Origin of the sequence: Roseimarinus sediminis, assembly GCF_050433125.1 — a bacterium.
Lineage (GTDB): Bacteria > Bacteroidota > Bacteroidia > Bacteroidales > Prolixibacteraceae > Roseimarinus > Roseimarinus sediminis.
The window spans coordinates 170,879-187,816 of sequence record NZ_JBNPXV010000007.1 but is presented as its reverse complement, the minus strand read 5'-3'; the positions used below and the strand labels follow the sequence as shown (position 1 = coordinate 187,816).

Below are 16,938 nucleotides of genomic sequence, written 5' to 3'. Positions count from 1 at the left end.
ATACAATTTGAACTGCCAAAAGAAAATAAAAAAAGAATTATGAAAGCGATGATCAAAACACTCACTGTTGTCCTACTGCTTTTTATGTCAGTTTCGACATTTGCACAACGTAAAATTACCGGAGTTGTTTACAATAATGGTGAGCCTGCTGCAGGTATACTTGTTGAAGCACATAAATCAAACGACAGCTATTACACCAGTTTCGACGGAAAATACGAGATTGAAGTAAGCCCGAAAAGCAAGTATATCCGTTTCACTTTTCTTGATGAATCAAAGAAACTCGATATTGAGGAAAACAGCAGCGATGTCATCAATTTCAGTTTGGATGGTGGCGAAATCCCCGAAGCAGGTGATGATGCCGGAGCGATTCTGAAAACCCTGGAACAATTGCAAAAAGATCGTGACATGGATTTTCTTAACAACTACTCATTGTATCGTGAATTTTTCAAACAGGACGATTACCGTTCGGCGCTCCCACATTGGAGACTTGTATACCGTACTTACCCCAAATCGACAGAGCAAATCTACATCGATGGTTTAAAAATGATGGAAAGCGCCATGGATCATGCAATGAGTACCAGCAACAAGCAGGCTTATCTCGATACCATGATGATGATCTACGACAAGCGCATGAAACACATGAACAACGTAGGTGAACTAATGGGACGCAAAGCTGCAAAATACCTCGAGACGGTTTTGAAACTCGATATTTCGGAGGATGAATTTATTAAGGATATTAAAACAGGCTTTGGTTTTGCCGAAAAATCAATCAAAGAATCCGGGCTTAAAACAGAACCGGCAGTATTGGTATTGTACATGCAATCGAGCCGTCGCCTGTATTCATTCAACGAATTTGACCAGGCTGCTGTATTGGGTCACTATCAGGAAGTAATGCAGATTCTTGAAGAACAGCTGAAGAATGAAGACCAAAAAGCCAAAGCAGAACAAGCAATTCCGCTGATTGAAAGTATCATCGAAAGCAGCGGTGCACTGAACTGCGATGCCATGGTCGATCTTTATGAACCTAAATTCAAGGAAAATCCGAACGATGTGGAACAAATCAAAAAGATGCTCCGCATGTTTACCAAAAACGATTGCGATAATCAATTGATGGTAAAAATGTCGGAAAAGCTTTACCAACTTGAACCATCGGCTGAAGCTGCCTTTAACATGGCCCGTCAGTTTCTCAAAAAGGAAGATTACACCAAAGCTTTTGAATACTACGAAGAAGCATACAACAGCGCCACCGACAACAACGCAAAAGCTACTTATTATTACGAGGCAGCCGGTTTGGCATTGCAACAAGGCATGCTCACCAAAGCCCGCGATCTGGCCAAACAGGCAGTTGCTGTAAAGAGCGATTATTGCGAAGTATACATGTTACTGGGTGAGATTTATGCTCAGGCAAGTAAAACCTACAGTGAAGAAGACTTCGAAAAAAGTACTGTTTTTTGGTTGGCCGTAGACTATTTCAACAAAGCCGCACGTTATGATAATTGTAAAAGCGATGCCACCAGTAAAGCAAACTTTTATACCAATTATTTCCCTACTAAAGAAGACATCTTCTATTACGGTTTAACCGAAGGCAACAACCACCGGATTAGCGGATGGATAAACGAAACGACAACTGTACGTGCCAAGTAACAGACAAATAACAAAACACAAAATAGTAAGCATTGCAAGCACATGGCTGTTTGCAGTGCTTTTTTTATCGTGCCGGAACAACGATATTGAAAAGATTCGTTCGTTTTCGCACCCACCAGGTGCTCCCGAGGTCGTAGCCGAAAATATCGAAGTGCTGTTTTCCGATTCAGCGGTGGTTCGAAATATTCTGAATGCTCCCAGCCTGAAAATTTATCAGGACGAGGAGGAACCCTATACCGAATTTCCCGAAGGTTTTTCAGTTCAGCAATTTAATAGCGATGAACAAATTACCTCAAGCATCGAAGCCAGCTATGGCAAGCATTATGAAAAGAAACAACTCTGGGAACTCAGGCAAAATGTAGTGGCCGTCACCGAGAGCAATGATACCCTGAAAACCGATCTTTTATTCTGGGACGAAGAAAAAGATCTGATTTATTCCGACCAGTTTGTAAAATTTATTCAGAAAGAACAGATCATTACAGGCATCGGTTTTGAGTCGGACCTGCAAATGAAGCGCTGGCACATAAAAAATGTTAAGGGAACTGTAACTGTTGAAGTTGAAGAATAAGCGACATGACTGAAACAATCATCATTCTTATTACCATCCTACTTTCAGCCTTTTTTTCAGGAATGGAAATTGCCTTTGTCTCAGCCAACCGGCTCTCACTTGAAATGGACAAGAAAGAACCTACCCTTGTAGCCGGCATTCTGAATATTTTTACAACCAATCCGGGACAATACATTGCCACCATGTTGGTGGGAAACAACATTGCCCTGGTTATTTACGGTCTGGCCTTTGCCCGCCTCCTTGAACCCGGACTTGAAATCTACATCAAATCCGATATTCTTGTTTTGTTGGTGCAAACCATTATCTCCACCCTGCTTATTTTATTTACAGCCGAATTTTTACCAAAAACACTGTTTCGCATCAATGCCAACGGGGTGTTGAAAATTCTGGCAATTCCGGTACTGTTTTTCTACATCATTCTGTATCCCGTTTCTCACTTTTCGATGTTTCTCTCCAAACTGGTGATACGGGTTTTTCTTAAAAAGAAAATTTCGAAGGAAGGGGAAAATCATATTTTCTCAAAGGTCGATCTGAACCACTTTGTGAACCGAAACGACCAGAGCCAGACCTATCACGAAAACGAGGAAGATGAAGACAACGAAATTAAATTGTTTAAAAACGCCCTCGATTTCTCGAATGTAAAAGTGCGCGACTGCATGGTACCCCGTACCGAAATTGATGCCATTGAAGAAAGTGCCTCACTCGATGAATTGAAAAACATCTTTATCAAATCAGGCTTTTCAAAAATACTGGTTTATCGCGAATCGGTCGATCATATGATTGGCTACGTACATACGTCCCAAATGTTTAAGCACCCGCAAAGCATTAAAAGCATTGTCAATCCCATTTCAATTGTGCCCGAAACCATGACGGCCAGCAAGTTGCTCAGCCTTTTCACTCAAAAGCGAAAATCGATTGCCGTTGTAGTTGACGAGTTTGGCGGTACTTCAGGTTTAATCACCACCGAAGACATATTGGAAGAAATATTCGGGGAAATTGAAGATGAGCACGACATCGATGAACTCACCATCAAAAATATAAGGGAGGACGAATGGATTTTATCAGCCCGCTACGAAATCAGCTTCCTTAACGAGAAATACAATTTCGGCTTACCTGAAAACGACGACTATGATACCCTCGCCGGTTTAATCATCAATCAGCACGAAAACATTCCTAAAATCAACACCATCATCTCTTTCGATCACTTTGAATTCAGAATATTGAAAGCAAGCGAAATCAGAATTGAGCTGGTATTAATGAAAATACGCTGATCGGGCAGAATAGAAAGCTTGCTACGTTAGGATAAAAACCTAAAATTGTTATCTTCGTAGCTCGAAAATTTAAACCATTTTTTAGTCAAATAAGTAAATACAAATGGCAACATTACAGAAACTCAGAAACCAGGCAGGTTTATTGGTGGCTATCGTGATTTTTGTCGCTTTAGCGGCTTTTATTTTAGGAGATTTACTTCAATCGGGAAGCTCCATCATCAGAGGGCAGCAACTCGAAATAGCAGAAATCGACGGAGAATCGATTGAATATCCCGAATTTCAGGAACGTTTTAATCAAATCGCCAACGTTTACAAGCAAAACAACCAAACCAACAACCTCGACGAAGCTGCTTATCAGCAGGTTCTAAACCAAACATGGGAAACCATGCTGAAGGAATACATCATGAACGACATCTACGATGATTTGGGCATTGAAGTTACTTCAGAAGAAATGTTCGACATGGTACAGGGCAACAACCTGCATCCCATCATCGTTCAGGTATTCGGAAATCCTCAAACAGGCGAAGTCGACAAAAGCCAGATCATCCAGTTCCTCAAATATGTACAGGAAAATCCTGATGTTCCTCAAAAGGAAAGCTGGTTAAATATTGAAAAAGAAGTGTTGAAAGCCAAATTACTGTCGAAATACACCGACATGGTTGGAAAAGCACTCTATGCCAACTCACTTCAGGCGAAGCAAAGCCTCGACGTGAAAGAGAAAGTTGCCGATCTGAGATTCATCCAGAAAAAATTCGTTTCAATACCCGATAGCAGCGTTCAGGTTAGTGAGGCTGAATTGAAAGCTTATTACAACGATCACCTCGACAATTACAAGCAGGAAGCTCAAAAAACAATCAGCTACGTTTCGTTCGACATTGTTCCCTCCGAGCAGGATGAAAAAGACGTAGTAAAATGGATCAACGACATCAAAGACGAATTTGTAAATGCCGATGACAACGTTCAGTTTGTAAATATGAATGCCGATACACGCTTTGAAGATGTTTACGATAAAGCCGATGTGTTGAGCGACGAATTGGCAGAATGGGCTTTCAATGCCGAAACCGGTGAAGTATATGGCCCCTACAAGGAAGGAAACATCTACAAACTGGCTAAGCTCAACGATATCAAAATGTTGCCCGACTCGATAAAAGCCAGTCACATACTCATCAGAGCTGAAAACAACAACGAAGCCCAAATGGCCTTTGCCATTATCGACAGTCTGCAGAATGTGATCAATAACGGAGAAGCCAGTTTCGAACAGGTAGCCCGTGAAAATTCACAGGACGGATCAGCTGCAAGTGGTGGTGATCTTGGCTGGTTTCAGCGTGGTATGATGGTTGCTCCATTCGAACGGGCTGCCTTCCGTGCCGAACTGAACGAAGTGGTAATGGTACAAACGCAGTTTGGCTTCCACCTGATCAAAGTAACCCAGCAGGGTAATAAATCGAAACACGTACAACTGGCAGTACTCGACCGTGAAATTGTTGCCAGCACCAAAACCTATCAGACCATTTATGCCGATGCCAGCCGCTTTGCTGCCAATGCACAGAATCTTGAAGGTTTCAATGAACTGGCTGCCGAAGAAGGCCTTAGCGCACGCATGGCTACCATAAAAGAAAACGACCGTCAAATCACAGGTCTTGGACAGGCACGCAACCTGATTCGTGCTGCCATTCAAAATGCCGATAAGGGTGAGCTAATTGTCGACGAAGCCAAATCGCCTGTTTACGAACTCGACAATCGCTTTGTTATTGCCGCAGTAGTTTCTGAACAGGAAGAGGGTCACCGTGCGTTTGACGCTGTTAAGTCATCGATCGAACTGGCCGTGGTAAAAGAAAAGAAAAAAGAAATGCTGCTGAAGCAGTTCAACGAAGCCAAAGCCGAATCGCTTGAAGCAACAGCCCAAAACCTGGGTCTTTCAGTTGAATCAGCACAGGGATTCAATTTCAATTATGGTTCAGTAAATGCCATTGGATATGAACCGGCAATCAATGGTGCAGCAACTGCACTCGAAGTAAATGAGGTTTCAAATCCCATTGCCGGCCGGAACGGGATTTACATCATCGAGCTGACCAACATTGCAGGTGAAGCCAATACCAGCATTGCCGAAGAAAAAACTTCACTCTACCAGAGTTCAAGTTACAGGGCAAGCTACCAGGCTTACGAAACCATTAAGAAAAATACCGACGTTGAAGACAAGCGTTCGAAGTTTTATTAATCGTCGAAACAAAACATAAAAAAAGGCCGCCTTAAAGCGGCCTTTTTTCGTTTCATATGTTTGGAATGGAAATAATTTTAGCTCCCTAAGCGCAACCAAAAGCAGCATCATTTTGTCTACAATAGCAAAACAGAAAAAGGAGAATTGTAATATGAAACGAACATTATTAATTGTAAGCACCCTGATGCTTTTATTCACAGCCTGTAATCAGGATGAAGATGCCTATTCGCTGGGCGACATCTGGCTTTCGCTTGGTATGCTTGATACCAGTAAAAGCCTGGGTTACGATTTTGTTGTGTATTGCGATAACGGTGATACCTTGTTACCCGCGTCGAATGCCGTTCCCTATTTCGATTTTTCGGAGTATGAAAGGGTACTGGTCAACTACACCATACTTGACGAGGCAGGTGAGTCGGATAAAAAATTCTATGTACGAATCAACAACCTGCATCCCGTACTTTTTAAAGATGTAATTGAATTAACTCCCGAGAACACCGACAGCCTGGGGAACGATCCGGTGGAAATTACAGCGCAATGGATTGGTGGCGGTTTCCTGAATATCGAATTTCGCTATTTTGGAACAGGATCAATCACTCATTACATTAATCTGGCTTACGAAAGAGATACTTCAGGCCAAATCAATCATCCCATTGAGTTATTGATGTTGCACAACGACAACAACGATAGCGAACGTCATGTGCTTAAAGGATTGGTGAGCTTCCGTCTCGACAGCCTGCTCAATGACGAAAGCAGTGAGCTCAATTACCTTATAAAGGCCACCGACTTAAATGGTGAAGAGCAATCGTTCACCGGTACATACAATTATTGATTAAACAAAAGGAGGGAAACAAAGTCGTTTTCCTCCTGTTTTTTTTTGCAAAGAGAGCACTTGTGGCGCTTGTTGATCACCGGCAAAACACAAACAGGTAATACACTGGTTGTCAAAAGAAAATACAAAATTTAGCTTAGCAGTTCAGCAAAAAAGCTTTAAAGTCGCCAAAGTCGGTACTCATGGCAATGCTTTGCTTTTCGCCCTTCATAAAGGCAGCCAGCTTTTCAGGCAGGGGAACGTTGCTTTCGCCAAGCACTTTGGCAACCGTGCCGGTAAATTTGGCCGGATGGGCTGTTTCAAGAAAGATGCCCTCCTCCCCTTCTTTTAAACCTTCGGCCAGGGCCTGGAATCCACAGGCTCCATGAGGATCGAGCAAATAGTTGTATTTTTTGAAAACGGCTGCAATGGTCGCCTCTATTTCGGCATCCGAATAGCGGGCGCCCGAGATGTCAGCCACAATGGCTTCGTGCCTGTTTTCGTAGAGATCAAGAATTCGTACAAAATTGCTGGGATCGCCAACATCCATCGCATTGGCAATGGTTTGTACACTGGGGCGCGGCTGATAGTTACCACTTTTCAGGTATTGAAAAACAATGTCGTTTTCGTTATTGGCAGCAATAAAACGTTTAACCGGTAAACCCATGCGTTTGGCAAACAAACCTGCCGTAAGGTTGCCGTAATTGCCGCTTGGCACCGCAATCACCAGGTCCTTTTCGGGCGATTGCCGTCTGGCATAAGCGTTGAAATAATAAAAAGCCTGAGGTAAAAAACGGGCAACATTGATTGAGTTGGCCGAAGTCAGAATCATCTTTTTCACCAGTTCCTGATCAAGAAAGGCACTTTTTACAAGGCGCTGGCAATCGTCGAAAGTACCATCTACCTCAATGGCGGTTATGTTTTGTCCAAGCGTGGTAAACTGCGCTTCCTGAATATCGCTTACTTTTCCTTTGGGATAAAGCACATACACCCTGATTCCCTCAACCCCCAGAAAGCCATTGGCCACTGCACTGCCCGTATCGCCGCTGGTAGCAACCAGTACATTCACCATTTCGTCGCGCCGATCGAGAAAATGTGCCAGCAAGCGTGCCATAAAACGTGCACCAACATCTTTGAATGCAAGGGTTGGTCCGTGAAATAATTCCAATGATGAAATATTATTACTCAGTGGAACCACCGGGCAATCGAAATTAATTGCATCGTCCACAATACTTTTCAGCTGCCGGCCTTCAATGTCATCACCAAAAAACTTACGGGCCACTTCGAAGGCAATTTCCTGAAAGCTAAGCGATGGAAGGGAATCAAAAAATGCGTCGTTGAAGGGCAGAATTTTCTCGGGCATAAAAAGTCCGTTGTCATCGGCCAAGCCTTTGGTAACGGCTTGCTTCAGATCGACAGCAGGAACTGTTTTTTTGGTACTGTAATATCTCATCGATTTATTTCTTTCTTATCTGATTACGGCAACAAAGATAAAAATTCATCAATAATGCCTTTTCATTTCTTTTAAATTGACAGCGAAATTCAATTATTTCTTCCATTCCGGGACCAGAGTCTACCGCTCGTCTTGAAGCTCTTCTTCAGGAAAGCCCCAGAAGCGCCTTTATAAACTCATTGTTCTTCAACACACCATAGCTTCCCGAAGCGGCACTCACCTCGTCATATCTTTCAACACCGTCGGGTGTTTCACCCGGGCGATAGATAATAAAAGGAATCGGATCGTGGGTATGGGTACGAAGGGCACAGGGAGTCGGATGATCGGGTAAAATACCAATAGCCAGTGCATCATCGAGTTCACCTGCTGCTTCAACAATTGCTTTTACGATGCGCTGATCGAGGTATTCGATGGTTTTTGTTTTAAGGGTAACATCTCCTTCATGGCCGGCTTCATCGCTGGCTTCAATGTGCAGGTACACCAAATCGACTCCCGATTTCAGGGCATTGATGGCTGCTTCGGCTTTGCCTTCATAGTTGGTATCGTACAAACCGGTAGCACCTTCTACTTTCAGCACTTCCATTCCGGCATACACTCCAATTCCCTGAATGAGATCGACTGCCGAAATCACGGCCGATTTCTGAACTCCATACATTTCCTTCAAGGTCGGCATTTGTGGTTTATAACCGGGCGACCAGGGCCAGATGGAATTGGCCGGATCTTTTCCTTCGGCTTTGCGTTTCAGATTAACAGGATGCTCAGCCAGCACTTGATGCGATGCTACAATCAGCTCATTCAACTGACTGGCAGTAGCTTCCGCTTCGACCTCAAGGGCCTGAACCAACAAAGGCCGCCAGGGCGCATCGGGTACATCGTGAGGCGGTGTGCATTTCACCTTTTTATTTCCTCCTTTAATCACCAGCAAATGCCGATAGGAAACTCCCGGATAAAAGGTGACGGTTTCACTTCCCAGTTTTTCATTCAGTGCTTCTATTAACTGGCTTGCTTCTTCGGTTGAGATATGCCCTGCTGAATGATTTTTTATGTTTTCATGCTCGATGCACAACAAATTGCAACGCAACGCCAGATCGCCTTCCTGTATTTCGACGCCCATGCTGGCTGCTTCGAGAACACCACGACCGTCGTACACTTTTTTAACATCGTAGCCCATGACTCCCATGTTGGCTATTTCGCTTCCTGCGGGCATATCGGACGGAACCGTAATGAGCAGTCCGTTGCGTCCTTTTCGGGCCAGTTCATCAATGTATGGGGTATTGGCTGCCATCAGCGGAGTCTTTCCTCCGAGTTCTTCCAATGGCTGGTCGGCCATTCCATCGCCCAGAATAATAATGTGTTTCATATCTTAAGAGTAAAAAGTCATTGGTAAAAAAGTCATTGGTCATTAAGTCATTGGTCATTAAGTTAAATATAGTTAAGTTATTGGTTATTATGCCATTTAACGCAAGGCAACCAGCAAACATTGTCTTGACTTGTGTCTTTTGTCTTTTGTCTTATGTCTTGTATCTTATGTCTTGTATCTTTTGTCTTGTATCTTTTGTCTTGTGTCTTATGTCTTGTATCTTATGTCTTGTATCTTAAATATTCGCAATACGGATAATGTCGGCAAAAACGCCGGCTGCGGTTACATCGGCACCTGCGCCGTAACCTTTGATAAGCATTGGATATTCGTTGTAACGCTCGGTGGTAAACAGGATGATGTTGTTGCTGCCTTCGAGTTCGTAGAAGGGTGAATTGTTGCTCACCACCTGCAAGGAAACCTTTGCCTGGCCTTTATCGAAGGTGGCAATAAAACGCCACTTTTTACCTTCGGCTGCCAAACGGGCCCGGTTTTCTTCGAAATCAGCATCGAGCGCCTTTACTCCTTCCCAGAAATTATCCATGCTGCCTTCGAATAATTCAGCAGGTATAAAGCGTTCCACTTCCACCTGCTTTTCTTCGAGCTCATAGCCGGCTTCGCGGGCCAGGATGAGCAATTTTCGAACCACATCTTTTCCACTCAGGTCGATACGCGGGTCTGGTTCTGAATATCCGGCATCCTTTGCCATACCAATGGCTTTGCTCAATGGAATCTCGCTACTCAGGGTATTGAAGATAAAATTGAGTGTACCCGAAAGGACGGCCTGAATTTTAATAATCTTATCTCCACTGTTGATTAAATCCTTGATGGTGGAGATGACAGGCAAGCCGGCTCCCACATTGGTTTCAAAGAAAAATTTAATGCCATTGCGTATGGCCGAATCCTTCAACAACCGGTAATTGGAATAAGCTGACGACGCGGCCACCTTATTTGCAGCCACAATGGAGATGCGCGCCTCGAGGATGTCGTGGTAATGTGTGGCTAGTTGCTCGCTGGCTGTACAATCGACAAATACCGAATTAAACATATTCAAAGCGATCATATTTTCGGTAAATTCTTTAAATCCTGACACCTGCCCTTTTTCGAGCAAAATTTCTCTGTAAGCATCCAGCTGAATTCCATCACGATTAAAATACATTTTTTTGCTGTTGGCAACGCCCACCAGCTTTATTTTCAACCTTTGTTCTTCGAATAATTTTTGCTGTTGTTGTTGCAGCTGATTCAGGAAATTACCACCTACAGTTCCAATTCCGATCATGAACAAATTTAACTCTTTGTACAGGGTGAGGAAAAATGCTTCATGAACCACATTCAGTGTTTTTCGCAGATCGATGGTTTTTACTACCCACGAAATATTGAGCTCCGAAGCTCCCTGGGCAATGGCACGAATATTAATCCCGTTTTTCCCAAGGGTATTAAAGAGCTTGCCTGCGATGCCCGCACTTTCCTTCATATTTTCACCCACAATGGCCACAATCGAAAGCTCTTCCTCGGCCATGACCCCATTGATTGACCCTGCATTGATTTCGTGTGCAAATTCCCGCTCAAGGGCTGCATACGCTTTGGGTGAATCGGACGAGGGGATGGCCACCGAGATGGAATTCTCGGATGAAGCCTGTGAAATAAGAATTACATTCACCTGCTGACTTGCAAGTGCCGAAAACATACGCATTGAAATGCCGGTTACTCCCACCATGCCGGCACCCTGTAAGGTCAGCAGTGTAATGTTCGATATTGATGAAATCCCTTTGATCAGCCTTTCTTTTCCGGCTTTCTTTTCATAGCCAATCAATGTGCCTTCAGCCTGAGGATCGGTTGTATTTTTGATGCTCACCGGGATTTTTTTCCTGTAAACTGGCAATATCGTAGGCGGATAAATGACTTTGGCTCCGAAATGCGACAGTTCCATGGCCTCGGCATAGGTCAGGTAATCGATGGTGTAAGCTTTGCTGATCACCCGTGGATCGGCTGTCATAAAACCATTCACATCGGTCCATATTTCAAGGGCTTCGGCATCGAGTGCAGAAGCATAAATGGCAGCTGAATAATCGGAACCGCCTCTTCCGAGTGTTGTTGGTTCACCTTCAGGGTTCGAAGCAATGAAACCGGGAGCTACAGCTACGCCCTGAAAATGCTTGAACTCTTTCTTTATCTGCCGGTCGGTGGTATCGAAGTCGACCTCTGCTTTCACAAAATTGCTGTCGGTTCTGATCAGCGCACGACTGTCGATCCAGCGGGCCTCCAGGATGGCTGCAATGATAAGCGATGAAAGCATTTCCCCCATGCCGCCAATGCGGTCGAGTGTTTTATTGGTCAGTTCTCCAACCATCGAAACCCCTTTGATCAGTTGCTCCATTTCGCTCAGGTGCTTCTTCACCTTTTCGATGGTTTCAGCTTTTAGTGCTTCCGGAACCAAAGCATCGATGGTGGTCATGTGGCGGGTCGTGACCTCTGTCATTTGCGTGGTAGAGAAGGTTTTCGTGTTGGCAGCCGTGGAAGCCATGTTCAGAATTAAGTCGGTTATTCCGCCCAGGGCAGAAACTATTACCAATACTTCGCTGTGCTGATCAGCCACAATCTGTTTTACCTTTCGCAGGTTGTCTATGCTTCCTACCGAGGTCCCGCCAAATTTTAAAACCTTCATCTTTTTTCTTTTTTAAATGTTGAATAAATGTCGAATCGCAAATATAAAGCAATCCTGTTTTTTCATGATAAATATCAAGTATTGTTTGTGTAAAAAAAACTTTCCGGTAAAAAACGAGTTTACCGGAAAGTCAGTTATCTATAATTATGAACAATAACTAGACCTCCTCGGGGGCCTTCGTCATGGCTGCGATAATTTTTGTTTCGAGTTCGAGAGCCAGTTCGGGGTTGTCTTTGATGAGATTCTTCACCGACTCACGTCCCTGTCCCAGTTTGGTTTCACCATAACTGAACCACGATCCGCTTTTCTTGATAATGTTGTAATCGACTCCCATGTCAACTATTTCACCTGTTTTTGAAATGCCTTCGCCATACATGATGTCGAATTCGGCTTTTTTGAACGGTGGCGCTACTTTGTTTTTAACAATCTTCACACGGGTATGATTCCCCATTACCTCTTCGCCATCTTTAATTTGTCCAATCCGGCGAATATCAATACGTACCGACGAATAAAACTTCAGTGCATTCCCACCGGTGGTGGTTTCAGGGTTACCAAACATCACGCCGATTTTTTCGCGCAACTGGTTGATAAAGATGACACAGGTTTTGGTACGGTTGATATTGGCAGTGAGTTTACGCAATGCCTGCGACATTAAACGAGCCTGTAGTCCCATGCGGGAATCTCCCATGTCGCCTTCAATTTCGGCTTTCGGAGTCAGCGCAGCTACCGAGTCGATTACAATGATGTCGATTGCTCCCGAACGGATCAGGTTATCGGCAATTTCAAGCGCCTGTTCACCATTATCGGGTTGAGAAATCAGCAATTCATCGATATCGACACCCAGTTTTTTGGCATAGAAGGGATCAAAAGCATGTTCAGCATCAACGATGGCAGCAATGCCGCCGGCTTTCTGGGCTTCAGCAATGGCATGAATGGCCAGGGTTGTTTTACCCGACGATTCTGGTCCATATATTTCAATGATTCGTCCCTTTGGAAAACCACCCACTCCTAAAGCATAATCGAGACCGATTGAGCCCGACGAAATAGCTGGTACATCTTCAACAGCGCGGTCGCCCAAACGCATAATCGACCCTTTCCCGTAGGATTTGTCGATTTTGTCCATGGTTAACTGCAGTGCCTTTAATTTTTCCGAATTGATTTTTTCTTTATTATCACTCATCTTATTCTATTGTACTTAGTATTTGGTTTGTATGATCTTTGGTTTTCACCTTTTCAAAAATTTCTTCAATTATACCTGCTTCATCAATCAGGAATGTAGTACGTAAAACGCCCATGTAGCTTTTTCCGTACATTTTCTTTTCTCCCCAGGCCCCGTATGCTTCGAGTATCTTTTTTTCGGTGTCGGCAATCAGATTGAACTGAAAACCAAACTTATCGGCAAACTTACGATGAGAATCCACACTGTCGGGGCTAACACCAATTACCTCAAAACCCTTATCGAGCCACATCTGGTAATTGTCATTTAAATTACACGATTCGGCGGTGCATCCCGGAGTGTTATCTTTGGGGTAAAAGTATAAAATAACTTTCTTTCCATGGTAATTGCTCAGCGAAATTTCTTCACCATTTTGATTGATCCCGGTAAAAACTGGTGCCTTATCGCCTTTTTTTAATTTTGTCATCTTCTTTATTGATTAAATTATCGCTTGATATTGTTATTTTTACAATTAAGTTTAGAAATAGCAAACATCGTTTGCAAGTTATAAACATTAAAACGCAGAATAATCAATGTTTAAATTGAATATATTACAGGTATTGAACACATTTTTTACAGCAATTGTTTTAATTTCCCTGCCTATTTTATCAACAGCGCAAAGCGAAGAGGCCAGGGCCAGGGATTATTTTGAACAAGGGGACTTCGGCAAGGCACTCCCCTTTTTTCAACAGGAATATACTTTGTATCCTTCCGATGCTTCGGCGCAATACCATTATGGCATCTGTTTAAGCGAAACCGGCCAGTATGGTTCAAAGGCACGTAAACTGTTGTTAGGAGCTGCTCAGGATGCCAATACACCTCACGATGTTTATTTCTATATCGCCAAGAATTACCATGCTGCCGAAAACTTTGAATTGGCCCTGAATTACTATCAACGTTTTCGGGATAAAGCAAAAAAGAAAGAGCGGCGAGGTGTAGAATTTGATCATTTTTATGATGCTTGCCGCGAAGGCATAAATCCTTTCACAGCCAATGTTGTTGAAGAAACCGCTCAACAGGATGAAAACATACTGATCGAAAGTGAGATTCAGTTACTGTCTGAAAGTTCCGATACAGTCAAAGCGAAGCCGGAAACCTTCAGCGACAGCACAGACAGCCATATCAGTGAGGAAGCAAGTGAAGCTCCTGTTAATAACAATAGAGTGGTCGAAACGGATGAATGGCCCGTGGTACCTGCCGTTCTTGCTGATACCAGCTTCAATTTTACCCTGGCACCCAAAATTACTTATCAAATCATCAGTCAGTTTAAAACGGCCAAAGGACAGCATCATTTTATTGAAGGCTGGATGAACAGGGAAAAACTGGCCGCCAATATGAGAACACTCGAAAGTTTTAGAAAACAATACCAGAGAACTGACAATCAGGAGGAACAGGAAAAAATAGCCAAGGAACTGATTGCACTTGAACAGGAAAATTTTGAATTAAAACCTTTGGCCGACGAACACCATTGGCAGGCACGCGAAGCAGAATTGTTGTTCTGGAACACAGCAAGCGATGTTGCGTTAAAAGCACTGAAAGCCGAAAACGACTCCATCAATAACAGTAAGCATCAGCAACTGGTGGTGCAGCCTGTCGAAATTGAACCCGTAATCCCTGCTGAAACAATTCCTGCTGATACTACAGTATCTGAGGTTATTGCAGAAGATAAACCTGTAGTAGCTGAAGAAGAGAAGAATGAATTGATTTACCGTATCCAGATTGGTGCTTTCAGTAAAGGGCTGCCTGAATACATCGACAGGCTGTACAAAAAGCTGGCTGTTTTGCGAAGAATTGATTCCTATACCGACGAGCGCGGAGTAGTTGTTTACACAGTAGGTGAGTTACGCAATTTTGATGATGCCGTAAAATTACAGCAACAAATCAGACAGGAAGGTGTAAAAGATGCCTTTGTTGTTGCATATCATAACGGAAAAAGAATAACTTTGAAGGAAGCCAGAGAAATCACTAAAAATGACTAAGGAGCAACAAAAACAAACAAGCGAAACGATAGAACAAAAAAAGGATCAACATCAACTGATTCTGATCAACGACGATGTTCATACCTTCGATTACGTAATTGATGCCCTGATTGAAATTTGTGATCACACTTTCGAGCAGGCACATCAGTGTGCCATGATTACTCACACGAAAGGCCAGTGCGATATTAAGCGGGGAAATTTCGACCTGTTGAGATCGATGCGCAGGGCCCTTATCGACAGGGAACTGAAAGCCAAAATCAACTGAACTAAAAACTAAACAATGGAAATAATCACCATCTTGCTTTTGTTATTACTGGGAATTTCCCTGTTGATCATCGAGTTTATGCTGATACCCGGGGTAACGGTAGCGGGCATCGGCTCGGTAATTGCTTTTGGAGCCGCAGTTTTCTTTTCTTTCAAATACTGGGGTAGCCTGGCGGGTTTTTTAATGCTGGTAGCCATCATCGTATTTGTACCCATACTGCTCTACCTCCTATTCAAGGGGCGTGCAGTCAAACCCATGATGCTCGATTCGATTATCAACGGAAAGGTAAATAACATTGATGATCAGATGGTACATGTAGGTGATGAAGGCTTCACCATCGGACGTCTTGCCCCTTCGGGAAGAGCTAAAATCAATAATGTATCGGTCGATGCCCGCTCACTTGGCGGCTTTGTCGATCCAAAAACCCATATAAAAGTGATTAAAATTGAAGGAAACACCGTAATTGTAGAACCCATAAAAGAATAAGTTATGATGATTGAACTAACGTCGATCCTGATTGTTGTCGGGATCATTATCCTGCTTTTTATCGTCCTTTATTTTGTACCCATCGGAATCTGGTTCTCGGCACTTGTTTCAGGTGTGAGAATTTCCCTTCTTCAGCTCTTCCTGATGCGTTTCAGAAAAGTCCCACCAGGGATCATTGTTCGTGCCATGATTGAGGCATACAAAGCAGGTTTACAAGCGGTAAAACGCGACGAACTGGAAGCCCACTACCTGGCAGGCGGACATGTCGAAAATGTAGTACATGCACTGGTTTCGGCCGAAAAAGCCAATATCGACCTGAGCTTTAAAATGGCCACTGCCATTGACCTTGCCGGACGCGATGTATTCGAAGCCGTTCAAATGTCGGTTAACCCGAAAGTAATCAACACCCCTCCTGTAACCGCTGTTGCCAAAGATGGTATTCAGCTGATATGCAAGGCCCGTGTTACGGTAAGAGCCAACATCAAACAACTGGTGGGTGGTGCCGGCGAAGAAACTGTTCTCGCCCGTGTAGGTGAAGGCATCGTTTCATCAATTGGTTCAAACCATTCACACAAAGCCGTACTCGAAAATCCTGATTCTATTTCACGGGTAGTACTCGAAAAAGGTCTGGACGCAGGAACTGCATTCGAGATTCTGTCGATCGATATCGCCGACATCGACATCGGCAAAAACATTGGTGCCTATCTGCAAATCGATCAGGCTGAAGCCGATAAAAACATTGCACAGGCCAAGGCTGAAGAGCGCAGGGCCATGGCTGTAGCTACCGAACAGGAAATGAAAGCCAAAGCCCAGGAGGCTCGTGCCAAAGTGATTGAAGCTGAAGTGGAAATTCCGTTGGCCATGGCCGAAGCTTTCCGTAACGGAAGCATGGGCATTATGGATTACATGCGCTATAAAAACATTGATGCCGACACCAAAATGCGCGACAGCATTGCCGGTGAAGGCCGTGGACCTAAAAAGGAAGAATAAACCCTCTGTCTCGATAGC

The 16,938-nt window shown here is 43.7% G+C and carries 14 protein-coding genes; 9 read left to right on the top strand and 5 right to left on the bottom strand.

The genetic code is table 11. The annotated features are described in order from the left end of the window. Positions 1-39 precede the first annotated feature (39 nt). The 5 genes from FHS86_RS11015 to FHS86_RS10995 all read left to right on the top strand — a co-directional run bounded on the left by FHS86_RS11015 (position 40) and on the right by FHS86_RS10995 (position 6,530). Entirely contained in the window at positions 40-1,644 is a 1,605-nt protein-coding gene (locus FHS86_RS11015; RefSeq protein ID WP_429413257.1) for a hypothetical protein, read from the top strand. Then, the gene (gene lptC, locus FHS86_RS11010; RefSeq protein WP_429413255.1) at positions 1,634-2,212 is read left to right on the top strand and encodes an LPS export ABC transporter periplasmic protein LptC; all 579 of its coding nucleotides are present in this window, start codon (positions 1,634-1,636) and stop codon (positions 2,210-2,212) included. The genes FHS86_RS11015 and lptC overlap by 11 nt, the downstream gene beginning before the upstream one ends. Positions 2,213-2,217: 5 nt before the next feature. Beyond that, positions 2,218-3,483 (top strand): hemolysin family protein, encoded by a 1,266-nt coding sequence (locus tag FHS86_RS11005; RefSeq protein ID WP_429413253.1) that lies wholly within the window; start codon positions 2,218-2,220, stop codon positions 3,481-3,483. Between the two features lie 103 nt (positions 3,484-3,586). Further along, a complete protein-coding gene (locus FHS86_RS11000; RefSeq protein ID WP_429413251.1) occupies positions 3,587-5,701 on the top strand; it encodes a peptidylprolyl isomerase in 2,115 nt (704 codons plus the stop codon). Positions 5,702-5,852: 151 nt separating this feature from the next. Further along, on the top strand, positions 5,853-6,530 hold the full coding sequence (locus tag FHS86_RS10995) for a NigD-like protein (RefSeq protein WP_429413249.1): 678 nt from the start codon (positions 5,853-5,855) through the stop codon (positions 6,528-6,530). A gap of 136 nt (positions 6,531-6,666) precedes the next feature. On the opposite strand, the gene thrC is transcribed toward FHS86_RS10995, so the two are convergent. The 5 genes from thrC to bcp form a co-directional block, all read right to left on the bottom strand. Next, a complete protein-coding gene (gene thrC, locus FHS86_RS10990; protein ID WP_429413247.1) occupies positions 6,667-7,962 on the bottom strand; it encodes a threonine synthase in 1,296 nt (431 codons plus the stop codon). Between the two features lie 145 nt (positions 7,963-8,107). Further along, positions 8,108-9,322: a cofactor-independent phosphoglycerate mutase gene (locus FHS86_RS10985; protein ID WP_429413245.1), complete on the bottom strand. Its 1,215-nt coding sequence runs from the start codon at positions 9,320-9,322 to the stop codon at positions 8,108-8,110. 235 nt (positions 9,323-9,557) lie between these two features. Next, positions 9,558-11,984 (bottom strand): bifunctional aspartate kinase/homoserine dehydrogenase I, encoded by a 2,427-nt coding sequence (gene thrA / locus FHS86_RS10980; protein WP_429413243.1) that lies wholly within the window; start codon positions 11,982-11,984, stop codon positions 9,558-9,560. Positions 11,985-12,141: 157 nt separating this feature from the next. Beyond that, complete coding sequence (recA, locus tag FHS86_RS10975) at positions 12,142-13,164, bottom strand: recombinase RecA (protein WP_429413241.1); 1,023 nt, start codon at positions 13,162-13,164, stop codon at positions 12,142-12,144. Between the two features lies 1 nt (position 13,165). Further along, positions 13,166-13,627, bottom strand: coding sequence for a thioredoxin-dependent thiol peroxidase (gene bcp / locus FHS86_RS10970; protein ID WP_429413239.1), 462 nt, complete (start codon positions 13,625-13,627; stop codon positions 13,166-13,168). A gap of 106 nt (positions 13,628-13,733) precedes the next feature. On the opposite strand from bcp, the gene FHS86_RS10965 reads away from it, so the two are divergent. The 4 genes from FHS86_RS10965 to floA are packed head-to-tail and all read left to right on the top strand — an operon-like array spanning position 13,734 to position 16,920. Next, positions 13,734-15,179, top strand: a complete 1,446-nt coding sequence (locus FHS86_RS10965; protein ID WP_429413237.1) for an SPOR domain-containing protein — start codon at positions 13,734-13,736, stop codon at positions 15,177-15,179. Beyond that, positions 15,172-15,444 carry an ATP-dependent Clp protease adaptor ClpS gene (locus tag FHS86_RS10960; RefSeq protein ID WP_429413235.1) on the top strand — a complete coding sequence of 91 codons (273 nt, stop codon included), beginning with the start codon at positions 15,172-15,174 and terminating at the stop codon, positions 15,442-15,444. Before FHS86_RS10965 ends, FHS86_RS10960 begins: the two co-directional genes overlap by 8 nt. 15 nt (positions 15,445-15,459) lie before the next feature. Continuing rightward, positions 15,460-15,930 (top strand): NfeD family protein, encoded by a 471-nt coding sequence (locus tag FHS86_RS10955; protein ID WP_429413233.1) that lies wholly within the window; start codon positions 15,460-15,462, stop codon positions 15,928-15,930. 3 nt (positions 15,931-15,933) lie between these two features. Further along, positions 15,934-16,920 (top strand): flotillin-like protein FloA, encoded by a 987-nt coding sequence (gene floA, locus FHS86_RS10950; RefSeq protein WP_429413231.1) that lies wholly within the window; start codon positions 15,934-15,936, stop codon positions 16,918-16,920. Positions 16,921-16,938 lie beyond the last annotated feature (18 nt).

Excerpts from the sequence above, each read along its gene's own strand:
- thrA (WP_429413243.1), bottom strand. The coding sequence starts at position 11,984 with ATGAAGGTTTTAAAATTTGGCGGGACCTCGGTAGGAAGCATAGACAAC.
- FHS86_RS11000 (WP_429413251.1), top strand. The coding sequence starts at position 3,587 with ATGGCAACATTACAGAAACTCAGAAACCAGGCAGGTTTATTGGTGGCT.
- FHS86_RS10985 (WP_429413245.1), bottom strand. The coding sequence starts at position 9,322 with ATGAAACACATTATTATTCTGGGCGATGGAATGGCCGACCAGCCATTG.
- recA (WP_429413241.1), bottom strand. The coding sequence starts at position 13,164 with ATGAGTGATAATAAAGAAAAAATCAATTCGGAAAAATTAAAGGCACTG.
- FHS86_RS10955 (WP_429413233.1), top strand. The coding sequence starts at position 15,460 with ATGGAAATAATCACCATCTTGCTTTTGTTATTACTGGGAATTTCCCTG.
- FHS86_RS10965 (WP_429413237.1), top strand. The coding sequence starts at position 13,734 with ATGTTTAAATTGAATATATTACAGGTATTGAACACATTTTTTACAGCA.
- FHS86_RS11005 (WP_429413253.1), top strand. The coding sequence starts at position 2,218 with ATGACTGAAACAATCATCATTCTTATTACCATCCTACTTTCAGCCTTT.
- FHS86_RS10960 (WP_429413235.1), top strand. The coding sequence starts at position 15,172 with ATGACTAAGGAGCAACAAAAACAAACAAGCGAAACGATAGAACAAAAA.
- FHS86_RS10995 (WP_429413249.1), top strand. The coding sequence starts at position 5,853 with ATGAAACGAACATTATTAATTGTAAGCACCCTGATGCTTTTATTCACA.
- FHS86_RS11015 (WP_429413257.1), top strand. The coding sequence starts at position 40 with ATGAAAGCGATGATCAAAACACTCACTGTTGTCCTACTGCTTTTTATG.
- floA (WP_429413231.1), top strand. The coding sequence starts at position 15,934 with ATGATGATTGAACTAACGTCGATCCTGATTGTTGTCGGGATCATTATC.
- bcp (WP_429413239.1), bottom strand. The coding sequence starts at position 13,627 with ATGACAAAATTAAAAAAAGGCGATAAGGCACCAGTTTTTACCGGGATC.
- thrC (WP_429413247.1), bottom strand. The coding sequence starts at position 7,962 with ATGAGATATTACAGTACCAAAAAAACAGTTCCTGCTGTCGATCTGAAG.